At 71.1% G+C, this 13,869-nt stretch carries 12 protein-coding genes; 5 read left to right on the top strand and 7 right to left on the bottom strand.

Annotation, left to right across the window (positions count from 1 at the left end; translation table 11 throughout):
* Positions 1–51: 51 nt before the first annotated feature.
* On the bottom strand, positions 52–738 hold the full coding sequence (locus HNR16_RS03150; protein ID WP_158040144.1) for a hypothetical protein: 687 nt from the start codon (positions 736–738) through the stop codon (positions 52–54).
* A gap of 277 nt (positions 739–1,015) precedes the next feature.
* Positions 1,016–3,298, bottom strand: a complete 2,283-nt coding sequence (locus tag HNR16_RS18580; protein WP_225737819.1) for a dolichyl-phosphate-mannose--protein mannosyltransferase — start codon at positions 3,296–3,298, stop codon at positions 1,016–1,018.
* A 66-nt stretch (positions 3,299–3,364) separates the two neighbouring features.
* On the opposite strand from HNR16_RS18580, the gene rsmI reads away from it, so the two are divergent.
* The 5 genes from rsmI (at position 3,365) to HNR16_RS03180 (ending at position 8,626) form a co-directional block, all read left to right on the top strand.
* Positions 3,365–4,213: a 16S rRNA (cytidine(1402)-2'-O)-methyltransferase gene (rsmI, locus tag HNR16_RS03160; protein WP_158040143.1), complete on the top strand. Its 849-nt coding sequence runs from the start codon at positions 3,365–3,367 to the stop codon at positions 4,211–4,213.
* A gap of 10 nt (positions 4,214–4,223) precedes the next feature.
* Complete coding sequence (metG, locus tag HNR16_RS03165; RefSeq protein WP_158040142.1) at positions 4,224–5,807, top strand: methionine--tRNA ligase; 1,584 nt, start codon at positions 4,224–4,226, stop codon at positions 5,805–5,807.
* Positions 5,804–6,733: a TatD family hydrolase gene (locus HNR16_RS03170; RefSeq protein WP_179558077.1), complete on the top strand. Its 930-nt coding sequence runs from the start codon at positions 5,804–5,806 to the stop codon at positions 6,731–6,733. The genes metG and HNR16_RS03170 overlap by 4 nt, the downstream gene beginning before the upstream one ends.
* Positions 6,730–7,578 (top strand): 16S rRNA (adenine(1518)-N(6)/adenine(1519)-N(6))-dimethyltransferase RsmA, encoded by an 849-nt coding sequence (gene rsmA / locus HNR16_RS03175; RefSeq protein ID WP_158040141.1) that lies wholly within the window; start codon positions 6,730–6,732, stop codon positions 7,576–7,578. Before HNR16_RS03170 ends, rsmA begins: the two co-directional genes overlap by 4 nt.
* 106 nt (positions 7,579–7,684) lie before the next feature.
* Positions 7,685–8,626, top strand: a complete 942-nt coding sequence (locus tag HNR16_RS03180; protein ID WP_158040140.1) for a 4-(cytidine 5'-diphospho)-2-C-methyl-D-erythritol kinase — start codon at positions 7,685–7,687, stop codon at positions 8,624–8,626.
* 52 nt (positions 8,627–8,678) lie between these two features.
* Here HNR16_RS03180 and HNR16_RS03185 read toward each other — a convergent pair whose 3' ends face one another.
* The 5 genes from HNR16_RS03185 to HNR16_RS03205 all read right to left on the bottom strand — a co-directional run bounded on the left by HNR16_RS03185 (position 8,679) and on the right by HNR16_RS03205 (position 13,847).
* Positions 8,679–9,326, bottom strand: coding sequence for a response regulator (locus tag HNR16_RS03185; RefSeq protein ID WP_158040139.1), 648 nt, complete (start codon positions 9,324–9,326; stop codon positions 8,679–8,681).
* Complete coding sequence (locus HNR16_RS03190) at positions 9,317–10,261, bottom strand: sensor histidine kinase (RefSeq protein WP_179558078.1); 945 nt, start codon at positions 10,259–10,261, stop codon at positions 9,317–9,319. The genes HNR16_RS03185 and HNR16_RS03190 overlap by 10 nt, the downstream gene beginning before the upstream one ends.
* Before the next feature lie 206 nt (positions 10,262–10,467).
* Positions 10,468–11,109 (bottom strand): DedA family protein, encoded by a 642-nt coding sequence (locus tag HNR16_RS03195; protein ID WP_225737818.1) that lies wholly within the window; start codon positions 11,107–11,109, stop codon positions 10,468–10,470.
* 180 nt (positions 11,110–11,289) lie between these two features.
* Entirely contained in the window at positions 11,290–11,910 is a 621-nt protein-coding gene (locus tag HNR16_RS03200) for a maleylpyruvate isomerase N-terminal domain-containing protein (protein ID WP_158040136.1), read from the bottom strand.
* 80 nt (positions 11,911–11,990) lie between these two features.
* Positions 11,991–13,847: an ABC-F family ATP-binding cassette domain-containing protein gene (locus HNR16_RS03205; RefSeq protein WP_158040135.1), complete on the bottom strand. Its 1,857-nt coding sequence runs from the start codon at positions 13,845–13,847 to the stop codon at positions 11,991–11,993.
* Positions 13,848–13,869: the final 22 nt, after the last annotated feature.

Genomic DNA, 13,869 nt, shown 5'->3' on the forward strand with positions numbered 1-13,869 from the left:
GACGGCGGGGCGTGACCGAGTGGTCACGCCCCGCCGCTCGATTCCGTCGAATCAGGCGTCGCCCCCGGGGGCGGCGGTGGCGGTCGTGGCCGACCACCTGAGGGGCGCCTCGTAGTACGGGCTGCTCTCGTCGCCCGTGGTCATGCCCGTGATCGTGTTCGGCGTCTGGGCATCCCACTCGATGCTCGAGAGTTCGCCACCGGCGGGCACGAGGATCACGTCGCATGCGGCGTCGGTGCTCCGGGCGCCGGGGCACAGGTCGCTGACGTCGCCGCTCGAGCCGAAGTTCAGCGTCAGGAACTCGGCGAAGCTGCCGTCGGCGAGCACGCCGTACAGCGGCGAGGTGGTCGGCTTCTCGTGCGTCTCCTGCAACGACGTCGGGAGGTCGAACTGCGACACGACGAGCCACGGCGTGTAGCCCGCGAACTTCTCGGGATTGTCGAGCTTGTCGAAGAACGAGGCGTCGGACTCGGTGATGCTCGTGACGGTGAGGCCGATGTCGGTCGGCTCGCTCGTGCTGTTCGCCGTGTTGGTCGCCTCGCCGGGCACGAGGATGGTCTCGCCCACGGCGACGGTCGAGCCGGCGGCCACGAGCGTGTCGGGGACGGTGACCTCGATCTTCTCGTCGCCGAAGATGCCCGAGATCACGGAGCAGGACGAGAGGGCCGCGGCGGCGGCGATCGCGATGGTGCCGGTGAGGAGCGCGCGGAGCGCGGTCTTGGTCGTCGAGGTGGTCATCGTTCCTCCCATGGAACTCGGTGGAATGTCTCAGCGTTCATCGAGCCTACTGGCGTCGGTGCGGGTGACGTCAATGCACCTTCGGGATGATTGGATATTCTGTATATCTAGATTATGGTGCGGTTGTCGCCACGCGATGGACACGCAGCTGCCATGGACGAAAGAGCCGGGTTGTTGCTACCGGGCCCGGGGCCCGGTAGCAACAACCCGGCTCTTTCGTGGCGGGAGTCGCGGGTTCGCGATCGAGGGGACGGTCGAGGCGGCGTGCGGCTCTCGCCTACTTCCAGCCGACGAGCCAGTGGGTGAGCGACCAGTACCAATCCGGGATCAGGATCCCCGTCCACACGGGAAGGAAGAGCGCCGACACGAGGGTGCACACGACCAGGAACACCGCCGTCGCGTTCACGCCGAACGTTCGGGCGCGGCGCGGCGCATCGGACGCGGGCACGATCGAGTACAGCACGTACACGATCGCCAGGATCATGAACGGCAGGAACGCGATCGCGTAGAACTGGAACACCGCCTGTCGCTCGAGATAGGCGAGCCAGGGGAGGTAGCCGGCACCGACACCCACGAGGATCGGCCCGAGCTGCCAGCGCGGCTGCAGGACGAGCATCATCACGCAGAAGATCACGGCAACGGTCCCGGACCACCAGATGATGGGATTGCTGATCGACGTGATCGCCTCGACGCACAGTTCCGCATGGCAGGCCGCGTTGTCCGACGCCGAGGAGTACTGGTAGCTGAACGCGGTCGGACGGATGAGGAACGGCCACTCGAGCGGCGACGACTGATACGGATGGTCGGCCGACAGGCCGGTGTGGAACTTGTACGCCTCCGACGAGTAGTGCCAGAGGCTCTGCAACGACCGGGGCACCCACGCGAGCGCACCCGTCCACGCGTTCCCCGGCTCGTCGGCCCACGTGCGGTAGAAACCGCCCGTTGTCGAGAGCCAACCCGTCCAGGTCGACAGATAGACGACGAACGCCGCGGGGATCGTGAGCAGGAACGACACCGGACCCTGCTTGAGGACCGCCGCACTCGCCCAGAACGTGACGCCGCGTCGGCGTCGCTCCCACGCGTCGACCGCGACGGTGTACAGGCAGAAGGCCGCGAGGAAGTACAGCCCCGACCACTTGACGCTCGACGCGAGACCGAACGCGATCGCCGCTGCGACGAGCCACGGACGGTTCCAGATCGCGGGCCCCCAATCGGGCCCGCCGGGGCGCTTGGCGGGCGCCCTGGTGCCCGCGACGATCGGCGTGGGAGCGGCGTCGTCGGGAGCGCCGCCGGCGTCCCGACCGGCCGCCGCCCCCTCGGTGCGGCGCCAGTCGAGGATGCGGGCATCGATTCGCCGGACGAAGTCCTGCCTGTCGAGCAACACGAACAGGAAGCCGAGGAGGACGAAGAACATGAGGATGCCGTCGAGGATCGAGATCCGCGACGTGACGATCGCGTGGCCGTCGATCGCGAGCAGGAATGCGCCGATCGTCGCGAGCACGGGCGAGCCGAACAGCTTCCGGGCCACGAGCCACAGGAGCGGCACGGCGAGCGTGCCGAGAATCGCGACCCCGATGCGCCAACCGAAGGGGTTGTCGGCGCCGAACAGGAGCATGCCGAGGCCGATGACGAGCTTGCCGAGCGGCGGATGCACGACGTAGCTCGCCTCGTCGAGGTAGACGTTCGGATCGCCCGACGCCCAGGAGTCGTTCGCGTTCTCGGGCCATTTCGCCTCGTAGCCGAGGTGGACGAGCGACCATGCGTCCTTCACGTAGAACGTCTCGTCGAAGACGAGGAAGCCGGGGTGCGCGAGGCCCACGAGACGGAGGAGTGCGGCCAGGAGCGTCACGGCGCCGAGGAGGATCCACTCCGTGCGACGGCGGAGCACGGCCGTACCCGTGAATCTCGCCCACAGGTCGTCAGCCCAGGACCCCGTACGTGTCGGCGTCGAGGAGGAGGCGGCGGCGGACCCGGGGTCGACCGTTTCGTCTTCCGTCGTCGCGGTGAGCGTTGCGGTTGCGGTTGCCGTCGCAGTCGCCGGTGCTGCCGTCGACCCGGCGGCTGCCCCCGTGCCGCCCGCCACGGTCTCGGTCGCGTCGTCGGGTGGCGTGAGGTCCGACGCGTCCGGAGGTGATGCCGGGGACGGGGTGCCCTCGCCGCCGGCATCCTCGTCGTCCCCGTCCGCGTCCGCGTCCGCGTCCGCGTCCGCGTCCGCGTCCGCGTCCGCGTCCGCGTCCGTGTCCGCACCGGAGAGGGTGTCGTGGTCGTCGCGCGCGTCCCGGGCGGATGCCGCCGAGCCCGAGTCGTCTACGTCACGGCCGGCGGGGCCGGTGCCGCTCGCGTTCGAGTCCCCGTCCCGCTCGGTGTCGCCGGCGGTGTCGCCCTGCTCGGCGTCGTCGATCGACGACCCGTCCGGGGGCGTCACGTCCGCATCGGCGTCGCCGCCGTCCGTTCCGCTGTCGGGCGAATCGGTGTCGGGACGCTCCGGAACCGCTGCGGCGTCGTCGGTCGTGGCCTCGTCGTCCCGCGACCGGGGCTCGTCGTCACTCGTTGCGCTCACGCAGGCCATGCTAGGCGGCGGCCCGGGGGAGCACCGCGAGCACGCCGACATGACAGGATCGAGCGCATGATCATCCTCGCCGGAACCCCCATCGGGAACCTCGGCGACGCGTCGTCGCGACTCGTCGAGACGCTCCGCGGCGCGGACGTCGTCGCGTGCGAGGACACGCGCACGACGGCCAGGCTCCTCGGGCTGCTCGGCATCGAGGAGCGCCCGCGGCTCGTCGCACTGCACGAGCACAACGAGCAGGACGCGGCGGCCGAACTCGTCGAGCTCGCGCGCGAGGCGGATGTCGTCGTGGTGTCGGACGCAGGGATGCCCGCGGTCTCCGATCCCGGCTACCGCATCGTCGCGCTCGCGGCCGAGCGCGGTGTCGACGTCACGTCGGTGCCCGGGCCGACCGCCGTCGTCACGGCGCTCGCCGTCTCGGGCCTGCCCACCGATCGATTCGCGTTCGACGGATTCGTGCCGCGCAAGGAGGGGGAGCGACGCCGCTTCCTCGAACGGCTCGCGAGCGAGCGGCGGACGGTCGTGCTGTTCGAGTCGCCGCACCGTCTCGCGGCGACGCTCGTCGACATGGCGTCCGTGTGGGCCGCGCAGCCCGAGCGTCGCGTCGTCGTGTGTCGCGAGCTCACGAAACTCCACGAGGAGGTGCGGCGCGGCACCGCGGCCGACCTCGCCGCCTGGGCGCAGGAGGGCGTCCGTGGCGAGATCGTGATCGTCATCGACGCGGCCGCGCCCGAGGTCGTCGATCCCTCGTCCGCCCTCGACCGCGTGCTCGCCCTCGTCGCCGCGGGAACACGATTGAAGGACGCGGCCGCAACCGTCGCCGCCGAGACGGGTCTCGCGAAGCGCGAGCTCTACGAGGCCGCACTCGACGCCCGACGTGCGCGGAGCGAGCCGCGCGCGGAATAGGATGGCCCGCATGGCTTCTGGCGATTCCTTCTACGTCACGTCTCCGATCTTCTACGTGAACGACGTGCCCCACATCGGGCACGCCTACACCGAGGTCGCGTGCGACGTGCTCGCCCGCTGGCACCGCCAGCGCGGCGACGACACCTGGTTCCTGACGGGGACGGACGAGCACGGCCAGAAGATCATGCGCTCGGCGCTCGCGAACAACGTGACCCCGAAGGAGTGGGCCGACCGGCTCGTGACCGACGCGTGGAAGCCGCTGCTCGAGACACTCGACCTGTCGAATGACGACTTCATCCGCACGACGGACGAGCGCCACGAATCGCGCGTGCAGCAGTTCGTGCAGCGGCTCAACGACGCCGGGTTCATCTACGAGGCCGAGTTCGAGGCGCTCTACTGCGTCGGCTGTGAGGAGTTCAAGCCCGACTCGGAGATCGTCGACGGCACCGGCCCGTACGAGGGCGAGAAGGTCTGCGCGATCCACTCGAAGCCCCTCGAGCTGCTGCAGGAGCAGAACTACTTCTTCAAGCTGTCGGAGTTCCAGGACCGACTGCTCGCGCTCTACGAGGAGCGGCCCGATTTCATCCAGCCCTCGTCGGCCCGCAACGAGGTCGTCTCGTTCGTTCGCACGGGCCTGAAGGACCTGTCGATCTCGCGCACGACGTTCGACTGGGGCGTCAAGGTGCCGTGGGACCCGGACCACGTCGTGTACGTGTGGTTCGACGCGCTGCTCAACTACGTGACCGCGATCGGCTACGGCGACGAGGACGAGGCGGCGCGGGAGAACTTCGATCGCCGCTGGCCCGCGACGCACATCGTCGGCAAGGACATCCTGCGCTTCCACGCCGTCATCTGGCCCGCGATGCTCATGGCGGCGGGCCTCGAGGTGCCGCGGCGCGTGTTCGCGCACGGGTGGCTGCTCGTCGGCGGCGAGAAGATGTCGAAGTCGAAGCTCACGGGCATCGCGCCGACGGAGATCACCGACGTGTTCGGCTCGGACGCGTTCCGCTACTACTTCATGCGCGCGATCCACTTCGGCCAGGACGGCTCGTTCTCGTGGGAGGACCTCTCGGCGCGCTACCACGCGGAGCTCGCGAACGGCTTCGGCAACCTCGCCTCGCGCGTCATCGCGATGGTGAAGAAGTACTTCGACGGCGAGGTGCCCACCGCGGGTGCGCTCGAGGCCGTCGACGAGGCGGTGCTGGAGACGGCCCGCACGGCGGTCGCCGATGCCGACGCCGCGATGCTCGACATCCAGATCCACGACTCGATCGCCTCGATCTGGAAGCTCGTCGACGAGCTCAACGGCTACATCACGACGACCGAGCCGTGGGTGCTCGCGAAGTCGGACGACACGCGCGAGCGTCTCGGGACCGTCCTCGCGACCGCGGTGCAGGGCCTCGGCACGCTCGCCGTGCTCCTCCACCCCGTGCTGCCGAAGGCGACCGACAAGCTGTGGGCCGCGATCGGCGGCGAGGGCGCGGTCGGTGACGTCCGCGTCGCCGACGCCCTGGCGTGGCGCGGCTCCGGCCGGGTCGGTGCCCTCGAGGCGCTCTTCCCGCGCGTCGAGCAGGAGGTCGTGGGCGCGTCGTGACGAACGGCGACCCGTCGCAGTACCCGCGCAAGCGGGAACCCGTGCAGGAGCACGGTCAGTCGCGCGTGCTCGCGTACCCCGACGTCCCCGAGCCGCTGCCGGTCGTCTGCTACGACAACCACACGCACCTCGAGATCGAGGACGGCGAGGAGGGGCTGACCGTCGCCGAGCACCTCGACCTCGCGGCGCGGGCGAACATCGGCGGCGCGATCACGGTCGGTGGCGACGTGCCGTCGAGCCGCTGGTGCGTGCACGCCGCCGAGCAGGACGCGCGACTTCTCGCCGCCGTCGCGATCCACCCGAACGAGGCGCCGCGCTACGCGGCCGACGGGCGGGCCGCACTCGATGCCGCGATCGACGAGATCGACGCGATGGCGGCACACCCGCGGGTGCGCGCGATCGGCGAGACGGGCCTCGACTACTTCCGGACGCCCGACGTCGCCGACCAGCGCGCGCAGCACCACTCCTTCGAGCGGCACATCGCGCTCGCGAAGTCGCACGGCCTCGCGATGCAGATCCACGACCGCGACGCGCACGACGACGTCATCGCGACGCTGCGCGCACAGGGTGCCCCGGACGTGACGGTCTTCCACTGCTTCTCGGGCGACGCCGACATGGCGCGCATCGCCGCCGACGAGGGGTGGTACCTGTCGTTCGCGGGCACCGTCACGTTCAAGAACGCGGCGGGGCTCCGCGAGGCGCTCGCCGTCACCCCGCGCGAGCGGATCCTCGTCGAGACCGACGCGCCGTTCCTGACGCCCGTTCCGTTCCGCGGTCGCCCGAACGCGCCGTATCTCGTGCCGCTCACGGTGCGGTTCATGGCCGAGCAACTCGGTGCCGACCTCGCCGAGTTCACGGCCGACGTCGCCGCGAACACGCTGCGCGCCTACGGCCCCTTCGACGGGATCGGCGTGGTGACCGCGTGAGCGTCCGGCTGCTCGGGGCGTCCGAGATCCGCCGCCTCGCCGCAGAGCTCGACCTGTCGCCGACGAAGAAGCTCGGCCAGAACTTCGTGCACGATCCGGGCACCGTGCGGCGCATCGTGGCGACCGCGGGCGTGCGGCCCGGCGAGCACATCCTCGAGGTCGGGCCGGGCCTCGGCTCGCTCACGCTCGGGCTGCTCGAAGCGGGTGCGGACGTCACCGCGATCGAGATCGACGAGCGTCTCGCGACGCTCCTGCCACGGACGGTCGACGATGCCGCCCCCGGCGCGACCCTGCGCGTCGTGCACCGCGACGCGCTCGATGTCGAGGACGTCGAGCCGCACGGGGACGTGCCGCCCGTCGCGCTCGTCGCGAACCTGCCCTACAACGTCTCGGTGCCGGTGCTGCTGCACCTGCTCGCGCGCCTCCCGTCGCTCCGGCGCGGGGTCGTCATGGTGCAGGCCGAGGTGGGCGAGCGGCTCGCCGCCGCCCCCGGCTCGAAGGTGTACGGCTCGCCGAGCGTGAAGGCGGCCTGGTACGGCGATTGGACGACGGCCGGACTCGTCGGACGCAAGGTGTTCTGGCCCGAGCCGAACGTCGACTCCGTGCTCGTCGCGTTCGCCGCCCGCGCCGAGCCGGTCGGCGACGACGCACTCCGCGCCCGCGTCTTCGAACTCGTCGACGCGGCGTTCGCACAGCGCCGCAAGATGCTCCGGCAGGCCCTCTCGGGCGTCTACGGATCGTCCGCCGCCGCATCCGACGCCCTCGAACGCGCGGGCGTCGCCCCGACCGCGCGCGGTGAGGTGCTCACGCTCGACGACTTCGTCCGGCTCGCCCGCGACCGCTGACGTCGCACGCCCGGTCGGCGTCGCGGGGCGGGCCTCGTCGTGCGCGCGGCCGCCGGGCACTCCCATCGTCAGCGCCACGCGCACGACCCTCGGGTACCGTTGCGACATGACCGCGACGATCCCGCTCCAGCACCGCGTCGTCGCGCGCGCACCCGCGAAGATCAACGTGTCGCTCGAGGTCGGCACGGTTCACCGTGACGGTTCACGGCAGCTCGCGACCGCGTTCCAGGCGATCTCGCTCTTCGACGAGGTCGAGGCGATCGACGCCGACGAGTTCAGCGTGACCTTCGACGGACCCGTCGACGCGCGGCCCCTCGCATCCGACGACGAGAACCTCGCGATCCGTGCCGCCGGCCTGCTCGCCGAGCGCGCCGGGCACGACGGGGCAGCGGCACTCCACATCACGAAGCACGTGCCCGTCGCCGGGGGGATGGCCGGGGGCTCGGCCGACGCCGCCGCGACCCTCGTCGCGCTCGACGCACTCTGGGGGACGGGCCTCGCGAAGGAGGAGCTGCTGGAGCTCGGCGCCCAGCTCGGCACCGATGTGCCGTTCGCGCTCATGGGCGGCACCGCGGTCGGTACGGGGCGTGGCGAGGAACTGAGCCCGGCCCTGTCGACGGGCACGTTCCACTGGGTCGTCGTGACGACGCCGAACGGCAGTTCGAGCGCCGATGCGTTCCGCGCGCTCGACGAGGAGCGCGACGCGGGGGACCTCCCGTTCGAGCCCGTGACGCCACGGGTCGCGGACGACGTCCTCCAGGCGCTGCGACGCGGCGATGCCCACGCGCTCGCGGGTGCCCTGCACAACGATCTGCAGGAGCCCGCGCTCCGGCTCCGGCCCGAACTGCGCGACGTGCTCGAACTCGGAGAGCGAGCGGGTGCGCTCGCCGGGATCCTCTCGGGCTCGGGCCCGTCGGTCGCGTTCCTCGCCGCCCACAAGACCGGGGCGATCGACCTGCAGGTCGCGCTCACGGCCTCCCAGCTCGACGTCGTGCGCGTGACGGGCCCTGTGCCAGGTGCGCGTGTGCTCGAGGTGTCCGAGCCCTGAACCCCGCAGTGCGTGCGCCCGCAGGCCGACGAGGCGCCGGGGCGGCCGGCCGCTAGCGATCCCGGAGGTAGGCGAGCACGGCCAGCACCCGTCGATTGTAGGTCGTGTCGGACGCGATGCCGAGCTTGTCGAAGATCGTCGCGATGTGCTTCTCGACGCCGCTCCGACTGATGTGCAGACGGGTGGCGGTCGAGGCATTGCTGTGCCCCTGCGCGAGGAGTTCGAGCACCGATCGCTCGCGGCCCGAGAGCGCCGGAAGTCCCGAGTCGGGTTCGCTCTTCGCGGCGATGAGTTGGCGGATGACCTCGGGGTCGAAGGCCGTACCACCCGCGCGGACGCGCTCGATGGCGTCGAGGAAACCGGCGATGTCGGAGATGCGATCCTTGAGCAGGTAGCCGTTGCCCCCACGGCCGTCGAGCAGCTCGCTCGTGTGCCGGCGCTCGACGTCCTGGGACAGCACGATGACGCCGATGCCGGGCTGCTCGGCGCGGATCCGGATCGCGGCGTGGATGCCCTCGTCCACGAAGTCGGGCGGCACGCGGACGTCGATGATGACGACGTCGGGCGGGTCGGACGCGACGGAACGAAGGAGGCCCGCGGCATCGCCCACGGCATCGGTCACCGTGTGCCCCTCGGCGGCCAGAAGTCCGGCGATGCCCTCGCGGAGAAGCGCGGAGTCCTCGGCGATCGCTATGCGCACGGGAGCACCGCCTCGATCGTTGTCGGCCCACCGGGCGGACTGCCGACGTGGAGTCGGCCGCCCCGCGCGGCGGCGCGGGCGGCGATACCGGACAAACCCGGGCCCCCCGGATCGGCCCCGCCCGTCCCGTCGTCCCACACGACGACGACGAGACGCGTCCCGCGTCGGGTGACGTGGACGTCGATGCGCGAGGCGTTCGCGTGCTTCACGACATTCGTGACCGCCTCGCTGACGATGAAGTACGCCGCCGCTTCGGTGGCGTGGTGCGCGAGGCCGTGTGCCTCGAGGTGAAGGTGCACGGGCGTGACGGTCCGATCGCGGAGTGCCTCGAGGGTCGCCGGTAACCCGTCCCGGACGAGCATCGCGGGGTACGTGCGCCACGCCACGGCTCGGAGGTCGTCGAGGACGGACTGCGCCTCCTCGCGCGCTCGCCGCTGCAGCGCCCGGCGCTCGTGGGCATCGCCCGTGCCGTCGGCGCGCTCTGCTCGTGCGAGCAGGATCGACAGCGCGACGATGCGTTGTCGCACGCCGTCGTGGAGGTCACGTTCGATGCGCCGTCGTTCCGCGTCGACGGCCGCGACCACCTCGTCGAGCGTGCCGTGCAGGCGGGCCACCTCACGGGTGAGCTCGTCGACACCGGGACGAGCGAACGTCCACCAGGTCAGCCGATCGAGCCACGCGGTGCCCGCGAGCCCTGACGCGGCCGGGAACAGGAGGAGTGCGCCGGGCAGCGCGTACCCGGCGACGGTCACCCACGTGACGGTGCCCGGCGCGGCGTCGAAGATCGGCACGGGTCCGTGGGTCGTGGCGCCGACGAGCATCTGCCACGTGACGATCAGGCCCAACGAGACGAGGGTGAGGATCGCTGCACCGAGAAGACCCGTCACCGAGTCGACGGCCAGGAGCGCGAGCAGCCTCCGGCCCCGCGGTCGCATGCCGGGCATCCTGCCGTGAACCCATGTCAGTCGGTGCTCGATCAGACTCGCAGCCCCACGGGCGGGCCGCAGGGACACTGGCACCGCGAGGAGGGCGAGTAGGAGCAAGGGCACCGTGAGGGCGCCGAGAAGGGTGGAGACGAGCGCCCGGGCAGCAAACCGAAGTCCCTCCCACCACCTCGTTCGAACCGATGTGTCCGGGGCGCTCACGCACCCATCCTCCGACGCGCGTCCCGACGTAGCCTGACGACGACGAACCCGACGACGGCGATCACGACGGTCACGATGACGACCTTCTGGAGGATGTCGGCGTACTGCTCGACGAGGCCCCAGTTCTCGCCGAGCACGTAGCCGGCGAGCACGAAGACCGTGTTCCAGATCGCGCTCCCGGCCGTCGTCAACAGTGTGAATCGGCCGAGCGGCATGCGTTCGATACCCGCGGGGATCGAGATGAGACTGCGGAAGAGGGGGATCATGCGATCGACGAACACGGCCTTTGCGCCGTGTCGGGCGAACCATGCCTCGGCCCGGTCGACATCGGCGACCCTCATCAACGGGACGCGGGCGACGATCCACCGCAATCGATCGCGACCGAACCAGGCGCCGAGCGCGTAGAGGACGACCGCGCCGACAACCGAGCCGAGCGTGGTCCACAGCAGGACCTCCGCGAGGCCGAACGTTCCACGGCTCGCGGTGAACCCCGCGAGGGGCAGGATGATCTCGCTCGGGAGCGGTGGGAAGAGATTCTCCAGGGCGATCGCCAGGCCGGCGCCCGGGCCTCCCAGCGATTCCATGAGGGAAACGGCCCACTGGGCGACGGTGTTGAGCTGTTCTGTGTCGTTCTGCATGACTCCGACGCTACGAACCGCACGCATACGAGTCAGGCCGGTCAGCCATCGACCTGAGGTGTGGATTTCCGCACCATCGGGACCGCGAGCCGTCCTGTCCAGACTCGTGGTGCGGGTAGGGGCCGCGCGTCCGCATCGACGTCACGGGCCACATCCCGTGGACATCGCGAGCCGGAGCGCTCAGAGCACGCTGAAACCGGGCGGCAGCGGTGCTCGGCCCGTGAGCGCGCGAAGCAGGAGGGCGTCCTCCTCGCGCTCCGCGGCGCGGTCGATCGCGAGCCGGAGGGCGTGGCGGATCGAGGCGGTCGTCGGGTCGGGCACGCGCACGCCGCCCGCCGTCGCGACGTCGAGCCCGTGCACCGTGAGCTCGAACGCACGCGTCGCGAGGTAGTCGACGAGCCGGATCGTGCCGAACGGTATGGGCACCGTGAGATCGTCCGCCGTGTGGTCGACGAGGGTGCCCACCCGGGTCGCGAGCACGCGGACGGCCGCGGCCGGGTCGTCGCCCAGCTCGTCGCCGCTGCGCCGGCCGCGCTCGGCGATCTCGTCGTCGTCGGCCGACTCGGTCGCGCGGAGGTAGGCGGCGGGGCTCTCGAGCTCGACCGCGGCGTCCGGAGCGGCGCCGTCGATCGCGCGCTCGACGGTGCTGAGCGCGCGGCTCGTGTGCCCCACGAGCGAGCGGAGGGTCCACACGCCGAGGCTCTCCCGCTCCCACTCGCGGGGGTCCACCTCGGCGACCGTCGCGACGAAGCCGTCCGACGCGTCGTGGAACCAGGCCCTGATCGTGTCGTTCTCGCTCATGGCCCAATCCTGCGAGCAGAGGCGCGCGCGGGCAAGCCTGCGACCCCGGGTGACGGACCGTGTCGCCGTGTGAGGGGCGCTCAGGCCTCGAGCTGTTCCGAGAGGTCGAGCCAGCGCAGTTCGAGGTCGTCCTGTTCCGTGGCGAGCGCGTCGCGGGCCTCGCCGAGCGCGCGCAGGCCGTCGTAGTCGCCCGGGTCGTGCGCGAACAGCCGCTCGTCGATCGCCTTCTGTTCGCTGCTCACACGATCGAGCCGACGCTGCACCGACTGGAGCTCCTTCTCGCGCGCGCGACGCTCCGCGCCGGCGAGCCGAGTGGGTGCGGGCTCGCTCGCCGCGGCCGACGCGTCGGTCGCGGCCTGATCCGTCGCGGTCGGTACGCCGGCACCGCCGAGCGGCGAGGTGGCCGTCGCGGTGCTCGGCCCGTCGCCGCGCTGCTCCCGACGGCGCAGTTCGAGGTACTCGTCCACGCCACCGGGCAGGTGACGCAGGCCGCCGTGCCAGACGGCGTACTGCTGGTCGGTGACGCGTTCGAGCAGGTACCGGTCGTGCGACACGACGACGAGCGTGCCCGGCCACGTGTCGAGCAGGTCCTCCATCGCCGCGAGCATGTCCGTGTCGAGGTCGTTCGTGGGCTCGTCGAGGATGAGCACGTTCGGTTCGCCGAGCAGGACGAGCAGGAACTGCAGCCGACGTCGTTGCCCACCGGACAGATCCGACACGGGCGTCTGGAGCTGTGCCGAGGTGAAGCCGAGTCGCTCGAGCAATTGCGCGGGCGTGAGCTCGGACCCGCCCGTCGCGTAGCTCGACTTGAGCCGCGCGAGGACCTCGAAGACCTTGCGAGAGCCGTGCTCGTCGAGCTCCGCGAGGCGCTGCGAGAGCGTCGCGATGCGGACGGTTGTGCCCGTCTTGACGCGGCCGCTCGTCGGCTCGAGCTCGCCCGACACGAGCTTCAGGAGCGTCGACTTGCCGGCCCCGTTGACACCGAGGATGCCCGTGCGCTCACCCGGCGCGATGCGCCATTCGATGTCGCGCAGCACCTCGCGCTCGCCGAAGCGGACGCCCGCGTCGAGCAGGTCGACGACGTCCTTCCCGAGCCGCGCCGTCGCCATCTGCTGCAGCTCGACGGCGTTGCGCACGGGCGGGACGTCCTCGATGAGGGCGTTCGCCGCCTCGATGCGGAACTTCGGCTTCGAGGTGCGCGCGGGCGCGCCGCGGCGCAGCCACGCGAGCTCCTTGCGCATGAGGTTCTGACGCTTCTGTTCGACGGCCGCGGCCTGCCGATCACGCTCGACCCGCTGCAGCACGTACGCGGCGTACCCGCCCTCGAACGGCTCGATGATGCGATCGTGCACCTCCCACGTCGTCGTGCACACGGCGTCGAGGAACCAGCGATCGTGGGTGACGACGACGAGCGCGCCCGACGAGGGCGACCAGCGGCTGCCCAGGTGCTGCGCGAGCCACGCGATGCCCTCGACGTCGAGGTGGTTCGTCGGCTCGTCGAGGAAGACGATGTCGTGGTCCTCGACGAGCACCTGCGCGAGCGCGACGCGGCGCTGCTGACCACCCGACAGGTCACCGACGCGCGCGTGCCAGTCGAGGTCGGCGACGAGTCCGTCGATGACGTCGCGCACGCGCGCGTCACCCGCCCACTCGTACTCCGCGCGATCCCCGACGATCGCGGCACCGACCGTGAGCTCGGGATCGATCGTGTCGCCCTGATCGAGCATCCCGATGCGCACACCGCGCCGCGACGTGACCTGCCCCGCGTCCGGTTCGAGACGGCCCGCGAGGAGCTTCAGGAGCGTCGACTTGCCGTCGCCGTTGCGGCCGACGACGCCGATGCGGTCGCCCTCCGCGATGCCGACGGTGATGTCGTCGAAGACGACGCGCGTGGGGTATTCGAGTCGGAGCTGCTCGGCTCCCAGAAGATGTGCCATGTCGCGTTCAAGGCTAGGCGAT

Source organism: Pseudoclavibacter chungangensis (assembly GCF_013410545.1).
Taxonomy (GTDB): domain Bacteria; phylum Actinomycetota; class Actinomycetes; order Actinomycetales; family Microbacteriaceae; genus Pseudoclavibacter; species Pseudoclavibacter chungangensis.

Coding starts and splice junctions, on each gene's coding strand:
- HNR16_RS03150 (WP_158040144.1), bottom strand. CDS start 738: ATGACCACCTCGACGACCAAGACCGCGCTCCGCGCGCTCCTCACCGGC.
- rsmI (WP_158040143.1), top strand. CDS start 3,365: ATGATCATCCTCGCCGGAACCCCCATCGGGAACCTCGGCGACGCGTCG.
- metG (WP_158040142.1), top strand. CDS start 4,224: ATGGCTTCTGGCGATTCCTTCTACGTCACGTCTCCGATCTTCTACGTG.
- HNR16_RS03180 (WP_158040140.1), top strand. CDS start 7,685: ATGACCGCGACGATCCCGCTCCAGCACCGCGTCGTCGCGCGCGCACCC.
- HNR16_RS03190 (WP_179558078.1), bottom strand. CDS start 10,261: ATGCGACCGCGGGGCCGGAGGCTGCTCGCGCTCCTGGCCGTCGACTCG.
- HNR16_RS03195 (WP_225737818.1), bottom strand. CDS start 11,109: ATGCAGAACGACACAGAACAGCTCAACACCGTCGCCCAGTGGGCCGTT.
- HNR16_RS03200 (WP_158040136.1), bottom strand. CDS start 11,910: ATGAGCGAGAACGACACGATCAGGGCCTGGTTCCACGACGCGTCGGAC.
- HNR16_RS03205 (WP_158040135.1), bottom strand. CDS start 13,847: ATGGCACATCTTCTGGGAGCCGAGCAGCTCCGACTCGAATACCCCACG.